Raw genomic sequence first — 14,102 nt, 5'->3', positions numbered from 1 at the left:
GGACAGCACGACCTTCCTTCGCCGCGCGCTTCCTGCTAAACCCATTCCAGCAGCAAGGAGACCGCCATGCGCACGGCCAGCATCGAGCGCAAGACCAACGAAACCAGCATCGCCATCGACCTGAACCTGGACGGCGACGGGCGCTATGACGTCAACACCGGCATCGGTTTTCTCGACCACATGCTGGAACAGCTGTCGCGGCACTCGCTGATCGACCTCAAGGTCGAGATCGAAGGCGACCTGCACATCGACGCCCACCACACCACCGAGGACGGCGGCATCGCCATCGGTCAGGCCGTGGCCAAGGCGCTGGGCGACCGCAAGGGCATCAACCGCTATGGCCACGCCTATGTGCCCATGGACGAAACCCTGGTGCGCGTCGCCATCGACCTGTCCAACCGTCCTTATCTGATCTGGAAGGTGAAGTTCACCCAGGACCGGCTGGGCGAGATGGACACCGAATTGTTCAAGGAATGGTTCCAGGCCTTCGCCGGTGCCGCCGGCGCCACGCTGCACGTGGAATGCCTGTACGGCGAGAACAACCACCACATGGTCGAGGCCTGCTTCAAGGCCCTGGCCCGCGCCTTGCGTCAGGCGGTCGAGATCGACCCGCGCAAGGCCGATGCCGTGCCCTCCACCAAGGGCGTGCTGGGGGGGTCGCTGTGAGCGAACGGGTCGTCATCGTCGATTACGGTTCGGGCAACCTGCGCTCGGCCGCCAAGGCGTTCGAGCGCGTGGTGGCCGAGGAAGGGCTGGACGCTCAGGTCGTCGTCTCTTCCGATGCCGAAACGGTGCGCGGTGCCGACCGCGTGGTGTTGCCGGGCGTCGGCGCCTTCGCCGATTGCCATGCCGGCCTTGGCGCCTTGCCCGGCATGGTCGAGGCCATGGCCGAACAGGTGTTGGAACGCGGCCGGCCGTTCATGGGCATCTGTGTCGGCATGCAATTGATGGCGACCGTCGGGCGCGAGCACGGCACCCATCAGGGCCTGGGCTGGATCAAGGGCGAGGTGCTGCCGATCACGCCGTCCGACCCGGCGCTGAAGGTGCCGCATATGGGATGGAACGAATTGGCCTTCGTGCCCGGCAGCCATCCGCTGTTGGCCGACCTGCCGGACAACCCGCACGCCTATTTCGTCCACTCGTACCGTTACGCGGTGACCGACCCCAAGCACCAACTGGCGCGGGTCGATTACGGCGGGCCGATTTGCGCCGCCATCGGCCGCGACAATCTGGTGGGCACCCAGTTCCACCCGGAAAAGAGCCAGGTCACCGGCCTGCGGGTGATCGCCAACTTCCTCAAGTGGAAGCCGTAAGGGTTCAATGACACGGATGGACACGGATGAACACAGAGCCATTTCCCGATCCGTGTTGATCCGTGTCCATCCGTGTCCCAATCAAGAGACGCTGAAATGATTCTGTTTCCTGCCATCGACCTCAAGGACGGCGCTTGTGTGCGGCTCAAGCTGGGCCTCATGGAGGAAGCCACGGTATTCAACACCGATCCCGGCGCCCAGGCCCGCGCCTTCGCCGAGGCCGGCGCTCAGTGGATCCATGTGGTCGATCTGAACGGCGCCTTCGCCGGCAAGCCGGTCAACGGCACGGCGGTGGACGCGATCCTGGCGGCGGTCAAGGTGCCGGTGCAGTTGGGTGGCGGCATCCGCGACATGGCGACCATCGAAAGCTGGCTGGAACGCGGGGTGTCGCGGGTCATCCTGGGCACCGTGGCGTTGCGCGATCCCGATCTGGTCAAGGACGCCTGCAAGCGTTTCCCCGGCCGGGTGGCGGTGGGCATCGACGCCAAGGGCGGCCGCGTGGCGGTGGAAGGCTGGGCCGAGACCTCGGACCTGACCGTGCTGGAACTGGCGCTGAAATTCGAGGACGCGGGCGCCGCCGCCATCATCTACACCGACATCGACCGCGACGGCGTCCTGGCCGGTCCCAACGTCAAGGCCACCGCCGATCTGGCCCGCGCCATCACCACCCCGGTAATCGCCTCGGGCGGGGTGTCGTCGCTGGACGACCTGCGGGCGCTCAAGGCCGAGGCCGGCTCGGGGATCGCCGGGGTCATCTCGGGCCGTGCCATCTATGACGGCCGCATCGACGTGAAACAGGCCATCGCCCTGCTGGCGGAGTAATTCTTCATGCTGAAGATGCGTGTCATCCCCTGTCTGGACGTCAAGGACGGCCGCGTGGTCAAGGGCGTCAATTTCGTCGATCTGATCGACGCCGGCGACCCGGTCGAGCAGGCCAAGGTCTATGACAAGGCCGGTGCCGACGAACTGACCTTTCTCGACATCACCGCCAGTTCCGACAACCGCGACACCATCTACGACGTGGTGCGCCGCACCGCCGAGGCGTGCTTCATGCCGCTGACCGTGGGCGGCGGCGTGCGTCAGGTGGACGACATCCGCAAGCTGCTGCTGGCCGGCGCCGACAAGGTCAGCATCAACACGGCAGCCGTGCACCGGCCGGAATTCGTGCGCGAGGCGGCGGAAAAGTTCGGCAGCCAGTGCATCGTGGTGGCCATCGACGCCAAACAGACGGGTCCCGACAAATTCGAGATCTTCACCCATGGCGGCCGCAATCCCACCGGTATCGACGCCGTCGCCTGGGCGCGGCGCATGGTGGAATACGGTGCCGGCGAAATCTTGCTGACCTCCATGGACCGCGACGGCACCAAACAGGGCTTCAACCTGCCGCTGACCCGCGCGGTGGCCGACGCGGTGACCGTGCCGGTGATCGCCTCGGGTGGCGTCGGCACCCTCGACCATCTGGTCGAGGGTATCCGTGACGGCCACGCCACCGCCGTGCTGGCCGCCTCGATCTTCCATTTCGGCACCTACACCATCGCCCAGGCCAAGGCCCACATGGCCGCCGCCGGCATCCCGGTGCGACCGATCGAGGAGCGCGGCTGATGGATAAGCACGCCATCGACACCTTGTTCGCGGTGATCGAAAGCCGCAAGGGCGCCGACCCGGACACCAGCTACACCGCCAAGCTGTTTGCCAAGGGCCGCAAGAAGATCGCCCAGAAAGTGGGCGAGGAAGCGGTGGAAACCGCCCTGGCCGCAATGTCCGAAACCCCGGCGGCGGTGGCCGCCGAAAGCGCCGACCTGCTCTATCACCTGTTGGTGCTGTGGGCGGAAACCGGCGTATCCCCCGACGACGTGTGGGCGGAACTGAACCGTCGTTCCGGCGTGTCGGGCATCGAGGAAAAGAACAGCCGCAAGAAATAAGGGGACCGCGTCATGGCTTACGATCCCAACAACATCTTCGCCCGCATCCTGCGCGGCGAGATTCCGTGCAAGAAGGAATACGAGGACGATTTCGCCCTGGCCTTCCACGACATCAATCCCCAGGCCCCGGTGCATGTGCTGGTGATCCCCAAAGGCGCCTACGAGAACATGACCGATTTCGCCGAGCGCGCCAGCGATTCCGAGATCGGCGGCCTGTTCCGCGCGGTGCGCAAGGTCTCGGCCCAGCTTGGTGTCGATGGCCCCGGCTACCGCATGATCGCCAATATCGGCGACGACAGCGGTTCCGAAGTGCCGCACCTGCATATCCATATCTGCGGCGGCAGGAAGCTGGGGCGGATGATCCCTCAGGACTAAGCGTCTGGGCTGAAGGAAAGGCGCGGCATTGGGCAGGTTTCATAGAAATCTGTTGTATGGCCTTGTCGCCGGCATGACCCTGTTCGTGCTGTTGGTGGCCGGCGTGCATCTGGTGGTGCGGGCCGAGTACGAACGTCTGGAACGGGATCAGCGCATTCAGGCCGAACGCTACGCCGCCGGTCTGGTGGTGCGCCTGGAATCCGAGATCAAGAGCGACGTCTTCCTGGTCAACGGCCTTCTGGCCCACGTCAACGCCATGCAGGGCCATCTGAATGAGTCGGTGATCGGCGGTCTGCGGGCGCTCTATCATCATGGCCGCCATATCCGCAATATCGGGGTGGCACCCGGCAACCGCATCGCCTACGTCTATCCCTTAAGCGGCAACGAATCGGTGCTGGGGCTTTATTACCCCGACCTGCCCAGCCAATGGCCGGCGGTCAAGGCGGCCATGGAACGGCGCGAAACCACCATGGCCGGGCCGCTTGACCTGAGACAGGGGGGGACCGGACTGATCAGCCGGACCCCGGTGTTCCTGGAAGACGGCAATTATTGGGGCATGATCAGTCTGGTGCTGGACGTGGGCGACCTGTTCCGCACCGCCGGAATCGCTCCCGAGGTGGACGGCTTCGCCCTGGCCTTGCGCGGCCGGGACGGCTTGGCGGAAAAGGGCGAGGTGTTCCTGGGCGACCCGGCCCTGTTCCGATCCGATCCGGTTCTGTTGAAGATTTCAGTGCCGGGCGGCCAATGGCAATTGGCGATCCGGCCGCTTCACGGCTGGAGCGTGTCCAGTCCCCTGTTACGGCTGATCGAAGGCGTCGGCCTGATGGTGGCGGTGATCCTGGCGGTGGCCGTCTATGGTTATCATCGCGGCCGTACCATCATCGCGGCCAAGGAACGCCGGCTGCGCAGTTTCCTGGAAACCACGCGCGACGGCGTCATCGTCATCGACGAAAAAGGCATCGTGCGCGAGTTCAATCCAGCGGCGGAAAGCTTGTTCGGCTACACCCGCGGCGAAGTCGTCGGCGGTTCGGTCAACCGCCTGATGAATGCCGACGATGCCGCGCATCATGATGAATACATGACCCGCCCCAACAAGGCCCCCCATTTGATGGCCGGCGGCCGTGAGGTTCTGGGACGGCGCAAGGACGGCAGCACCTTTTCCGTCGAAGTCAGCGTCGGTCTGGCCGAGGACCAGGACGGCCGTATCCATGTGGGCATCGTGCGCGACATCACCGAACGCAAGGCGTTCGAACGGCGCCTGATGGAACTGGCGACCACCGACGGCCTGACCGGCGCGCTCAATCGCCGGGCCTTTATCGAAACGGCGGAAAACGCCTTTCGTCTGGCACGGCGTTACCAACGGCCGATGGCGGTGCTGATGATCGACGCCGACCATTTCAAGTCGGTCAACGACACCCATGGTCACCATGTGGGCGATCTGGTGTTGAAACAGCTGTCGGCGCTGTGTCGCGACACCTTGCGCACCACCGACACTTTCGGCCGTCTGGGGGGCGAGGAATTCATGGCGCTGTTGCCGGAAACCGATCTGGACCATGCCCGCGACGTGGCGGAACGGTTGACGGAGACCATCCGCCGCAGCCGGATCGAGATCGGCGACGGCCGCTCGCTGACCTATACCGTCAGCATCGGTCTGGCCGTCGCGCTTTCCGGCCATCCCAGCCTGGAAGCCCTGATGCACGAGGCCGACCAGAATCTTTACCGCGCCAAGAGCGAAGGCCGCGACCGGGTGTGCGGTTAGGCGAAGCCGTTCAGAGCTTTTCGCCGCGGGCCATGCGGGCCAGTTGGTCCAGTTGGTGACGCTGGCGGCGATAAAGGGGGTCCAAGGCCCCTTCCGTGCCCATGCGCCGCCATGCCAATGGTGCCGCCAACTCCACATGATCGGCCCTGAGAGCCAGGGGATGGGTCTTGGCGCTGTTCAGGCCCCGCACGCCGCTACGGCAATAACGGTGATGACGGGAAATCTCGGCCAAGGCGGCGGCATCGACGCTGTTCACGTCACCGAAGGTGAAGGCGAACCACGGCGGCACCTGCCCAAGCCGCTGGGCCAGCAGTCTGGCCCCCTCTCCCACCTGTTCGGCCAGACCGGCGGCGTCGAGACGGGTCAGACGCAAATGGTCGCGGGTATGGGCACCAAGGACGTGCCCTTTGTCGCGCAGCGTTTCGGCCTGTCGCCAGCTCATCAGCCGCAGGTCGCCGGCGGTCCGTTTGCCATCGAAAATGTTGGCGGCGATCGCCTGACCCTGGCGGTCGCCGTCCAGATCCATCAGGCCGGGGCAAAGGAAGAACAGGGCTTTGACATCCAAAGGGTCAAGGATGTCCTGCGCCACCTGGACGTTCGAGGCGAAGCCGTCGTCGAAGGACAACAAACACGGCGGCGGTCCGCGCCGGCTGGGATTGGTCCCGCTCAGCATGTCCTCGGCCTGTTTCGGAGAGATTAAACGGCCGGCGGCGTGCAGATCCCGGACCAAGGCGGCGAAAGCCGGCCGTTCAGCCGGGGGAACGTCGTGAAACAACAAAATGCGGAACGCGCCGGCCGGTCCCGGAACCAAGGCCCGCCCCGCCTGCCACACAGACAGCCAGGCGGGGGCGAGCGTATGACGAAGCGACACCATGACCCTCAACTCTTGGTTGCCCAGGCCAGCCCAGGCTGGCTGCCGACGTCGGCCAATCCCATGTCGGCGAGCAGGGCTCGAACCTCGTGGTGGTCCTGGCAGATTTCGTAATGGGGGTTCAGCCAGTCGAAGGTGTCCAGCAACGTCCATTCATATTGCTGGGCGACGCTCAGACCAGGGTCGTGCACGGCGGCGATCGGCAGGAAACGCACGAAAAAGCGCACTTTGGGAATGCGGCTCATGACCAGGGTCAGGGGGAAGAACAAGGCGACCAGAAGCCGGCACAACAACAACAGCCGGTCCTGACGCCAGCCGGGGGTCACGCGGCGCAGGCCGTACTTGATGAATTCCAGACGCCGCAACGGGTTTTGTTCGTAGAAATTGTAGGCTAGCCGTCCTCCGGCCTTCAATTGCGTCGGCAAGGCCCGCATCACATCGGCCGGCTTGGGCGTGTGCTGGATGACACCCATGCAGAACACCGCGTCGAACACGCTGTGCCGAAGCGGCAAGTCCAAGAGGTTGCCCTGAATCCAGGCCACCTCGCCGCGGTCGGGGCTGTGGCCGGCCGGTTCGCTGCAATTGGCGCGGCAGGCGTCGATGGCGTTGGACAGGTCGCATGCCACCACGCGGGCGCCAAGCTGGGCGGCGACGTCGGTGAACCGGCCGGCACCGCAGCCGGCATCCAGGATCAGCTTGCCCTTGATCCAGTCGGCGGGCCAACGGGAATCGGCCAGGAAACGGCGTTCCGACACCGTGTGGCCGGACAGCCGGTCCACCTGGAGCCGGCGCCAGCGGTTCCATTGCCAGCCGAATCCCTCGGCATAGTTCTCGGCGCCAGCGACGAAGCGCGGGACACCCCGGATGATCGGCACCGTCTTGCCGCAACCGGGACAGCTCAGACGGCCGCTGAGCACATCGTCTCCGGCGCTTTCCTCGGCGTCCAGGTGGAACGAATCGTCACAACGGCAGGCCGGGCATTGCAACAATTCGAGCAACCAAGGCTTCATGGTCGGGAACTCTCCTTACCGGGCGGCCGCGTGGACCCGGCGCGCCCATCCCCGCAGGGAGGTCTCGCCAAGCCATTGCGCCACCGGGATGAAAAAGCCGGTCTTGGGGCGGTTGAGCACCCCATCGGGCAAGGTCGGCCGGGCGCTGGCGGCCATGTCCGCCTTGGACGGTGCGTTCCCCGTCTGGATCAGGGCCCGAACCTGGGACAACAGCACGGTATCGACCAGCGGTACGCGGATTTCCAGGGAATGCGCCATGCCGGCCCAATCGGCGTCGCGCAGTAACTGATTGCGCATGTAGAACTGCATCTCCAGCGCCGAGATGGCCAGACGGTCCGACTGGAATCCCCGTTGGGCCTCGGCCAGAACCTGGCGTGGCCGCAATTCGGCCAGACCGGCGCGGGTCATGTCGGCGCCGATCAGGCCGGGCAGTTCCCAGGGCATGAACAGGCCGCGCCGCAACAGGTAGGCGTCGCCGGTGTTGCCACCTAATTCCAGGATTCCCGCCGCCTTGGGAGAGGTGAAGCGGCCGATCCAGCCGGCGGTGGCCCAACGGAAGCCGCGCCCCAGGCCCGGCACGGCGGCCAGCGGCGCCAGCCGCCGGGTCAAGGCGGGAATGCGGCGGAAATTGTCGTATCCCGCGAACAATTCGTCGCCGCCCAATCCCGACAACGCCACCTTGAGCCCGGCGGCACGTGCGGCACGCGCCACGAACCAGACGTTGACGCCGTCGATGGACGGTTGGTCCATGTCGGCCAGCAAGGTGTCGCGGACGTCGGCGAATTCCCGGCCGGCGACGGTCAGGGTGGCGTGGTCCGTGCGGTAATGGCCGGCCACCCGCTCGGCCAGCGGCGCTTCGTCGCCGGGGCCGCCACGCAATTCCTCGAACGCCAGGGTGACGGTCTTCAGGCGTCCTGCCCCCCCGGCCTCGCTGGCCAGGGCGCACAGGGTGGTCGAATCCAGGCCGGCCGACAGAAACAGGCCGACCGGAACGTCGGCCACCAGATGATGGCGAACCGATTCCAGCAAGGCGTCGCGCAACGACGCCGGCGGCTCACCGCCCGCTCCGCGCAACGTGTCGCCCAGGTCGAAGAAACGTCCCTGACGCTGCCCGCCGTTCCTGTCCCGCCACAGCCAGCTGCCGGGCGGCAGGGCGCGGATGCCACGATAAAGGGTGTGGGGTTCGGGAACGTGGCCCCACAGGAAGAATCCCACATGACCGGCCGGGTCGGGGCTGGTGTCCACCCCGCCGCCGGCCAGCAGCGCCTTGACCTGCGACGCCGCCCGCAGCACGCCGCCTTTTTCCGAGACGTAAAGCGGCTTGATGCCCAATCCGTCGCGGGCCAGCAGCATGCCCTGGCGGCGGCCGTCCCAGATGGCCAGGGCGAACATGCCGCGCAGCCGTCCCAGCATGGCCTCGCCGTCGCGGCGATAAAGCGCCAGGACGACTTCGGTGTCCGAGTGGGAACGGAAGCGGGTGCCCGCCTGCTCCAGCTCGTCGCGCAATGCCTGGAAGTTGTAGATCTCGCCGTTGAAGGCGATGGCGAGGTCCTGGTCCACCATCGGTTGGGCCCCGGCGTCGCTGAGGTCCAGGATGGACAGCCGGCGGTGCGCCAAGCCCGCGCGCCCGTCCGGGGAAAGCCAGGTCCCCGCGGCGTCGGGGCCGCGCTTGCGCATGGTGTCGCGGACGCGGTCCAGGGCGTCGCGGTCGGCGGGCGCGGCATCCGGCGCGTGGGCGAATATGGCGGCGAAACCACACATGGGAAAGGAAACCGGCTATGGAAAACCGGCCATCTCTACCTCATTTTGCCTCCCCCTGCCAGTGATTGGGCTTGGACAGCAGACGGCGAAAGGACTAAGAATATCGGCCTTCAAGGCAGGGTGTGGCGTTTTCAGAATTGTGCGCATGAAACTACACGGATCGCCCCTGACGCGCGCCCATGTGGCTTTCGTCCACGACATCGTCATGGCGGCGCTGTCCTTTGTCCTGTCGCTTTACCTGCGGCTTGGCGGGGAAGTCGCCGGCTGGTGGAGCGGCGGCGAATTGGGGTTGGCGACGCTGCTGTTCGCCGGCATCGCCGCCCCCGTGTTCATTTCACAACGCCTGTATCGTGGCGTGTGGCGCTATGCGTCGGTCAGCGACATGTTGGCCCTGGCTCGTGCCGCGACCCTGACGGTACTGATCTTCACCGCCTTCCTGTTCCTGGTCACGCGGCTGCAAAGCCTTCCCCGCTCGCAACTGATCATCAACTGGTTCGTGCTGATCGCCCTGTTGGGCGGCCCGCGCTTCCTCTACCGGCTGTTCAAGGATCACCGCCAGCAGACCAAGATCGCGCGGGCGTCCGGGCGCATTCCGGTGCTTCTGGTCGGTGCCGGCGACGAGGCGGACCTGTTCATCCGAGCGGCCCGCAGCCAGCAAAGCGATTATGTGGCGGTCGGGTTGATCAGCGAACGCGGCGCCCGTGTCGGCCGCCATATCCATGGTGTCGACGTGTTGGGGTCGGTGGATCAGCTTGAACAGGTGGTTGCCGCCCTTCAGGCCAAGGGGGCGGCTCCGCAACGGCTGATCATCACCGACCACAACATGGATGGCGGCGCGGTTCGCCAATTGCTGGACTGCGCCGACCGTCTTGGGCTGTCGCTGTCGCGCATTCCGCGCCTGACCGACCTCAAGGATGGGGTCAGCGACCGTATCGAGGTGCGCCCGATCGCGGTCGAGGACTTGTTGGGCCGGCCGCAGAACGTGCTCGACCGGGAAATGATGGAGCGGCTGATCGGTGGCCGTCGTGTTCTGGTCACCGGAGCGGGCGGCAGCATCGGTTCCGAACTGGTCCGCCAGATTTGCGCCCTGAAGCCCGCCCATCTCATCTTGTACGAGGCTTGCGAGTTCAACCTCTACACCATCGACATGGAGCTGTCGCAACGCTTCCCCGAGATCGAGCGGTTGCCGTTGCTGGGCGACGTCCGCGACCATGCTCGCGTCAATGCGGTGATGACGCAGCACCGTCCTGAACTGGTGTTCCACGCCGCGGCCCTCAAGCATGTGCCGATGGTCGAATACAATCCCGACGAGGGGGTGCTGACCAACGCCATCGGGACACGCATCGTCGCCGACGCCTGCCGCGACGCCCAGGTGGCGTTGATGGTCCAGATTTCCACGGACAAGGCGGTGAACCCCACCAACGTCATGGGCGCGTCCAAACGGGTGGCCGAGATGTACGCCCAGGCGCTGGACCTCGCCGAGGGGCCGCGCGGCGGCACCCGCTACGTCACCGTGCGGTTCGGCAACGTTCTGGGCTCCACCGGCTCGGTGGTGCCGCTGTTCCAACGACAATTGGCCGGGGGCGGACCGTTGACGGTCACCCATCCCGAGATGACCCGTTATTTCATGACGGTCCGCGAAGCGGTGGAACTGGTGTTGCAGGCGGCGGCGTTCGGCACCACCGACGGCCAGGAGCGCGGGCGCATCTTCGTTCTCGACATGGGCGAGCCGGTGCGGATCGTCGATCTGGCCCGGCAGATGATCCGTCTGGCCGGACGGATTCCCGACAAGGACGTCAAGATCGTCTTCACCGGCCTGAGGCCGGGCGAGAAGCTGTTCGAAGAAATTTTCCACGGCGCCGAACCGCCGGTGCCGACGGAACGCCCGGGCATCCTGTCGGCGTCGCCACGCGCAGCCGACGCCCAGGCCTTGGGGCTTGCCCTGGACGAACTGGCCACCCTTTGCCGCCAACATGATCGGGATCAGGTGCTGCGGCGGTTGCAAGCCCTGGTGCCGGAATATGTCCGCGGCGACACCCCTTCGTCTCTGGCCGGCTAGGCTTTTGCATGTGCGGCGTCTGCGGATACGTCGATCCCGCTGCCGGTTCGGATCCGCAGCACGGACCATTGGCCCGGATGACCCGCAGTCTGGCCCATCGCGGACCCGACGGCGAGGGGTTATGGGCGGGCGACGGCGGTGTCCATCTGGGTCATCGCCGTTTGGCCATCCTTGATCTCGGCCAGGGGGGAACGCAGCCGATGACCGGTGAAGACGGCGCAGTCGTCGTCTTCAATGGCGAAATCTACAACCACGCCGAATTGCGCGAATACCTGGCGGGCAAGGGACGAAAGTTCCGTTCCCGCTCCGACACCGAGGTGTTGCTCGCGGCATGGGAACATTGGGGCGAATCCTGCCTGGAACGGCTGAACGGCATGTTCGCCTTCGCGCTGTGGGACCCCAGGCGCCGGGTCTTGTTTCTGGCGCGCGACCGCTTGGGCAAGAAGCCGCTGTTCTTTCACCATGACGGACGCTTCCTGGCTTTCGCGTCGGAACCCAAGGCGCTGTTCTGCCACGACCGTATTCGCGCCGGCCGGGACATCGACCTGCGGTCGCTGTCGGATTTCTTGTCGGTGGGCTATGTCCTTGGCGACAAAAGCATCTGGTCCAACCTGAAATCCCTGCCGCCGGCGCATGGCGCGACGTTCGACGCGGCCACCGGGTCGTTGCGCAGCTGGCGATATTGGAATCTCGCCGATTTCGTTCTGGCTCCCCGCCGCCCTTACGACCAGTCCGCCCGCGAGCATTTCATGGAATTGCTGGATGATGCGGTGCGTCTGCGTCTGGACGCGGATGTGCCGGTGGGCAACTTCCTGTCCGGCGGCGTCGATTCGTCGGCGGTGACCGCCGTCACCGCCCGCATTTCGGCTCACCCGCCGACGGCTTTCACCGTGGGGTTCGCGGAACGCAGCTTCGACGAGCGCATCCATGCGCGGATTGTGGCCCGTCATGTCGGCGTTCGGCTCGAGGAACTGGAGGTGGCGCCCGACCGCGACACCGATCTGGCGGCCCTGGCCTGGCATCTGGACGAGCCGTTCGCCGACACTTCGGCGCTACCGTGCTTTCATCTCAACCAGGCGGCGGCCCGGCACGTCAAGGTGGCTTTGGCCGGTGACGGCGCCGACGAGGTTCTGGCGGGCTATCCGACCTACAAGGCCAACCGTCTTTATTCGGTCTATCGCCACATGCCGGCCCCGCTTCAGGCGGCGCTGGACCACACCGCGCGGCGGGTGTTGCGGCCGTCCTATCGCAAGGTCAGCCTGGATTACAAGCTTCGGCAGTTCCTTGCCGGGCGGGGGCTGTCGGCGGAACGGGCCCATTACTGGTGGCGGGTGGTGTTTTCCAATGCCGAAAAGCATCGTCTCTTGTCCGACGACGTTCTGGCGGCATTGGGCGACTACGACCCTTTCACGGTTTTCGCCGACCATTTCAAGGAAGTCCGTGGCGGGCAGTTCCTGGACCGTTGTCTTTACGTGGACATCAAGACCTGGCTGGCGAACGACATCCTGGTCAAGGTCGACCGCACCAGCATGGCCTGGGGCTTGGAGGTACGGTCGCCGTTTCTGGATCACCGGCTGGTGGAATGGGTGCTGGGCCTTGAGACGTCGGCCAAGATGCGCCGGGGCCGCCAGAAATGCATCTTGAAGGATTGCATGACAGACCGTCTGCCGGCTTCGATCCTCAATCGGCGCAAAGAGGGGTTTGGCGCCCCTACGGCCGGCATCGGCAGGGTCGATCCCCCCGAAAGCGGCCGTTTGGCCGGCCTGTTCCGCCAGAATTTCCGCCTGTCGCCCGCCCGCGAGGACGTCACCTACAAATCATTCGTGTTGCGCATGCTGGCTGCCTGGGCCGAGGGCGCGGCTTAGGGCGCTGACAATACCCTGTCGCGGAATCTGGACGTGCTCTGGCGCTTGGTGCACTATCCCGCGACTTCCGGCGTCTTTTTCCGTCAATACTCGGGCTTCGCACATGGCTTCGACTGGTCTCAGCTATCTTATTCCGGCCTATAACGAAGAGGACGCCATCGCCTCGACGGTGGAACGGTTGCGTCCTGTCCTGGCGAGCCTGGGCATTCCGTACGAGATCATCGTGGTCAATGACGGTTCGCGTGACGCCACCCGCGAGCGGGCGGAACAATGCGGCGCCGACATCCGGGTGCTGTCGCATCCCGTCAACATCGGCTACGGCAGCGCCATCAAGACGGGCATCCTGGGGGCCCGTTACGACTGGATCGGCATCGTGGACGCCGACAGCACCTACGAGATCGAGCGCCTTCCCGAACTGGTGAAAGGCATGCGGGACGGTTTCGACATGGTGGTCGCCGCCCGTGAAAACGTCCTGACCCTGGACAAGCCGGTCAAGCGGTTCTTCCGCAAATTGCTGATCGGTTTCCTGAACGTGATGGTGGCCGCCCGCATCGAAGACCCGAACAGCGGCTTTCGGATTTTCACCAAGGCGCTTGCCCTCAGGTTCTTCCCGTTCCTGTGCAACACGTTTTCTTTCACAACAAGTATTACTGTATTTGCTCTGGGTGAGAAATATTTCGTAAAATATATAAAGATACCTTATTCAAAAAGGGTTGGAGAAAGCAAGGTTCGGCATTTCCGTGATTCTTTGAGAATGATGCAATTGGTGTTTCAGGGAATCACGTTTTTTTAATCCTGTTAAGTTTTATCTTTTGATGGTTCTTGGTCTTGTCATAATGTTCTTAATTCCATCTGTTGTTTTGTCTTTGTTCGGCGCCTCGGAACTGGCGACCCTGTGGTTCGCCACCGGTGCCGTTTCGAGTCTGTTGTTGGGATTGGGCGTGTTGGGCGACATTGTTCGGATTTCCACGCTGGAACGCGGAGGCGACAATGGCTGACGGACGTTCTCCCCCCTTGGGGTGGGCACCGCTTGTGCTGTTCGTGGTTGGTGTGTTCCTGGCGTCCATGGTGCGCGGAGATCTGGCAAATATCCTGGTTGCCGTTTCCGATGGCTCTCTTCAAACTTTTGACGGTTGTTTTGGGTGCCAGCGGAACACCGCGTGGATT

General features: G+C 64.8%; 14 protein-coding genes. 11 read left to right on the top strand and 3 right to left on the bottom strand.

The annotated features are described in order from the left end of the window. Positions 1-66 precede the first annotated feature (66 nt). The 7 genes from hisB to G4223_RS15965 all read left to right on the top strand — a co-directional run bounded on the left by hisB (position 67) and on the right by G4223_RS15965 (position 5,369). Positions 67-666 (top strand): imidazoleglycerol-phosphate dehydratase HisB, encoded by a 600-nt coding sequence (gene hisB / locus G4223_RS20090; protein ID WP_163681825.1) that lies wholly within the window; start codon positions 67-69, stop codon positions 664-666. After that, positions 663-1,313 carry an imidazole glycerol phosphate synthase subunit HisH gene (hisH, locus tag G4223_RS15990; protein WP_338086897.1) on the top strand — a complete coding sequence of 217 codons (651 nt, stop codon included), beginning with the start codon at positions 663-665 and terminating at the stop codon, positions 1,311-1,313. The genes hisB and hisH overlap by 4 nt, the downstream gene beginning before the upstream one ends. A gap of 96 nt (positions 1,314-1,409) precedes the next feature. Next, entirely contained in the window at positions 1,410-2,135 is a 726-nt protein-coding gene (hisA, locus tag G4223_RS15985) for a 1-(5-phosphoribosyl)-5-[(5-phosphoribosylamino)methylideneamino]imidazole-4-carboxamide isomerase (protein ID WP_163681821.1), read from the top strand. Between the two features lie 6 nt (positions 2,136-2,141). Continuing rightward, on the top strand, positions 2,142-2,915 hold the full coding sequence (gene hisF / locus G4223_RS15980) for an imidazole glycerol phosphate synthase subunit HisF (RefSeq protein WP_163681819.1): 774 nt from the start codon (positions 2,142-2,144) through the stop codon (positions 2,913-2,915). Further along, a complete protein-coding gene (locus tag G4223_RS15975) occupies positions 2,915-3,235 on the top strand; it encodes a phosphoribosyl-ATP diphosphatase (RefSeq protein WP_163681817.1) in 321 nt (106 codons plus the stop codon). Before hisF ends, G4223_RS15975 begins: the two co-directional genes overlap by 1 nt. A gap of 12 nt (positions 3,236-3,247) precedes the next feature. Beyond that, complete coding sequence (locus G4223_RS15970) at positions 3,248-3,610, top strand: histidine triad nucleotide-binding protein (RefSeq protein ID WP_163681814.1); 363 nt, start codon at positions 3,248-3,250, stop codon at positions 3,608-3,610. A 52-nt stretch (positions 3,611-3,662) separates the two neighbouring features. Further along, complete coding sequence (locus G4223_RS15965) at positions 3,663-5,369, top strand: diguanylate cyclase (RefSeq protein ID WP_163681812.1); 1,707 nt, start codon at positions 3,663-3,665, stop codon at positions 5,367-5,369. A 10-nt stretch (positions 5,370-5,379) separates the two neighbouring features. Here G4223_RS15965 and G4223_RS15960 read toward each other — a convergent pair whose 3' ends face one another. Genes G4223_RS15960 through asnB (G4223_RS15950) form a run of 3 tightly spaced genes read right to left on the bottom strand, consistent with a single transcriptional unit; the run spans position 5,380 to position 9,011 of the window. Then, positions 5,380-6,243: a polysaccharide deacetylase family protein gene (locus G4223_RS15960; protein ID WP_163681810.1), complete on the bottom strand. Its 864-nt coding sequence runs from the start codon at positions 6,241-6,243 to the stop codon at positions 5,380-5,382. Between the two features lie 5 nt (positions 6,244-6,248). After that, the gene (locus G4223_RS15955) at positions 6,249-7,250 is read right to left on the bottom strand and encodes a methyltransferase domain-containing protein (RefSeq protein ID WP_163681809.1); all 1,002 of its coding nucleotides are present in this window, start codon (positions 7,248-7,250) and stop codon (positions 6,249-6,251) included. 15 nt (positions 7,251-7,265) lie between these two features. Continuing rightward, a complete protein-coding gene (gene asnB, locus G4223_RS15950; protein ID WP_163681807.1) occupies positions 7,266-9,011 on the bottom strand; it encodes an asparagine synthase (glutamine-hydrolyzing) in 1,746 nt (581 codons plus the stop codon). Positions 9,012-9,156: 145 nt separating this feature from the next. Between asnB (G4223_RS15950) and G4223_RS15945 the strand changes: the two genes are divergently transcribed. From G4223_RS15945 to G4223_RS15930, 4 genes are all read left to right on the top strand, one after another. Continuing rightward, positions 9,157-11,070 carry a polysaccharide biosynthesis protein gene (locus tag G4223_RS15945; RefSeq protein ID WP_163681805.1) on the top strand — a complete coding sequence of 638 codons (1,914 nt, stop codon included), beginning with the start codon at positions 9,157-9,159 and terminating at the stop codon, positions 11,068-11,070. Positions 11,071-11,078: 8 nt separating this feature from the next. Continuing rightward, on the top strand, positions 11,079-12,935 hold the full coding sequence (gene asnB / locus G4223_RS15940; RefSeq protein ID WP_163681803.1) for an asparagine synthase (glutamine-hydrolyzing): 1,857 nt from the start codon (positions 11,079-11,081) through the stop codon (positions 12,933-12,935). 103 nt (positions 12,936-13,038) lie between these two features. Continuing rightward, entirely contained in the window at positions 13,039-13,728 is a 690-nt protein-coding gene (locus tag G4223_RS15935; protein WP_163681801.1) for a glycosyltransferase family 2 protein, read from the top strand. 67 nt (positions 13,729-13,795) lie between these two features. Beyond that, positions 13,796-13,933 (top strand): hypothetical protein, encoded by a 138-nt coding sequence (locus G4223_RS15930; RefSeq protein WP_163681799.1) that lies wholly within the window; start codon positions 13,796-13,798, stop codon positions 13,931-13,933. The last annotated feature ends 169 nt before the right edge of the window (positions 13,934-14,102 follow it).

The sequence above is a fragment of the Magnetospirillum aberrantis SpK genome (genome assembly GCF_011022235.1).
Lineage (GTDB): Bacteria > Pseudomonadota > Alphaproteobacteria > Rhodospirillales > Magnetospirillaceae > Magnetospirillum > Magnetospirillum aberrantis.
Note: the sequence above shows the minus strand (reverse complement) of the source record. Positions and strands in the feature narration are given on the sequence as shown.

Excerpts from the sequence above, each read along its gene's own strand:
- hisF (WP_163681819.1), top strand. The coding sequence starts at position 2,142 with ATGCTGAAGATGCGTGTCATCCCCTGTCTGGACGTCAAGGACGGCCGC.
- G4223_RS15955 (WP_163681809.1), bottom strand. The coding sequence starts at position 7,250 with ATGAAGCCTTGGTTGCTCGAATTGTTGCAATGCCCGGCCTGCCGTTGT.
- hisA (WP_163681821.1), top strand. The coding sequence starts at position 1,410 with ATGATTCTGTTTCCTGCCATCGACCTCAAGGACGGCGCTTGTGTGCGG.
- G4223_RS15970 (WP_163681814.1), top strand. The coding sequence starts at position 3,248 with ATGGCTTACGATCCCAACAACATCTTCGCCCGCATCCTGCGCGGCGAG.
- G4223_RS15960 (WP_163681810.1), bottom strand. The coding sequence starts at position 6,243 with ATGGTGTCGCTTCGTCATACGCTCGCCCCCGCCTGGCTGTCTGTGTGG.
- asnB (WP_163681807.1), bottom strand. The coding sequence starts at position 9,011 with ATGTGTGGTTTCGCCGCCATATTCGCCCACGCGCCGGATGCCGCGCCC.
- G4223_RS15935 (WP_163681801.1), top strand. The coding sequence starts at position 13,039 with ATGGCTTCGACTGGTCTCAGCTATCTTATTCCGGCCTATAACGAAGAG.
- asnB (WP_163681803.1), top strand. The coding sequence starts at position 11,079 with ATGTGCGGCGTCTGCGGATACGTCGATCCCGCTGCCGGTTCGGATCCG.
- hisB (WP_163681825.1), top strand. The coding sequence starts at position 67 with ATGCGCACGGCCAGCATCGAGCGCAAGACCAACGAAACCAGCATCGCC.
- G4223_RS15975 (WP_163681817.1), top strand. The coding sequence starts at position 2,915 with ATGGATAAGCACGCCATCGACACCTTGTTCGCGGTGATCGAAAGCCGC.
- G4223_RS15945 (WP_163681805.1), top strand. The coding sequence starts at position 9,157 with ATGAAACTACACGGATCGCCCCTGACGCGCGCCCATGTGGCTTTCGTC.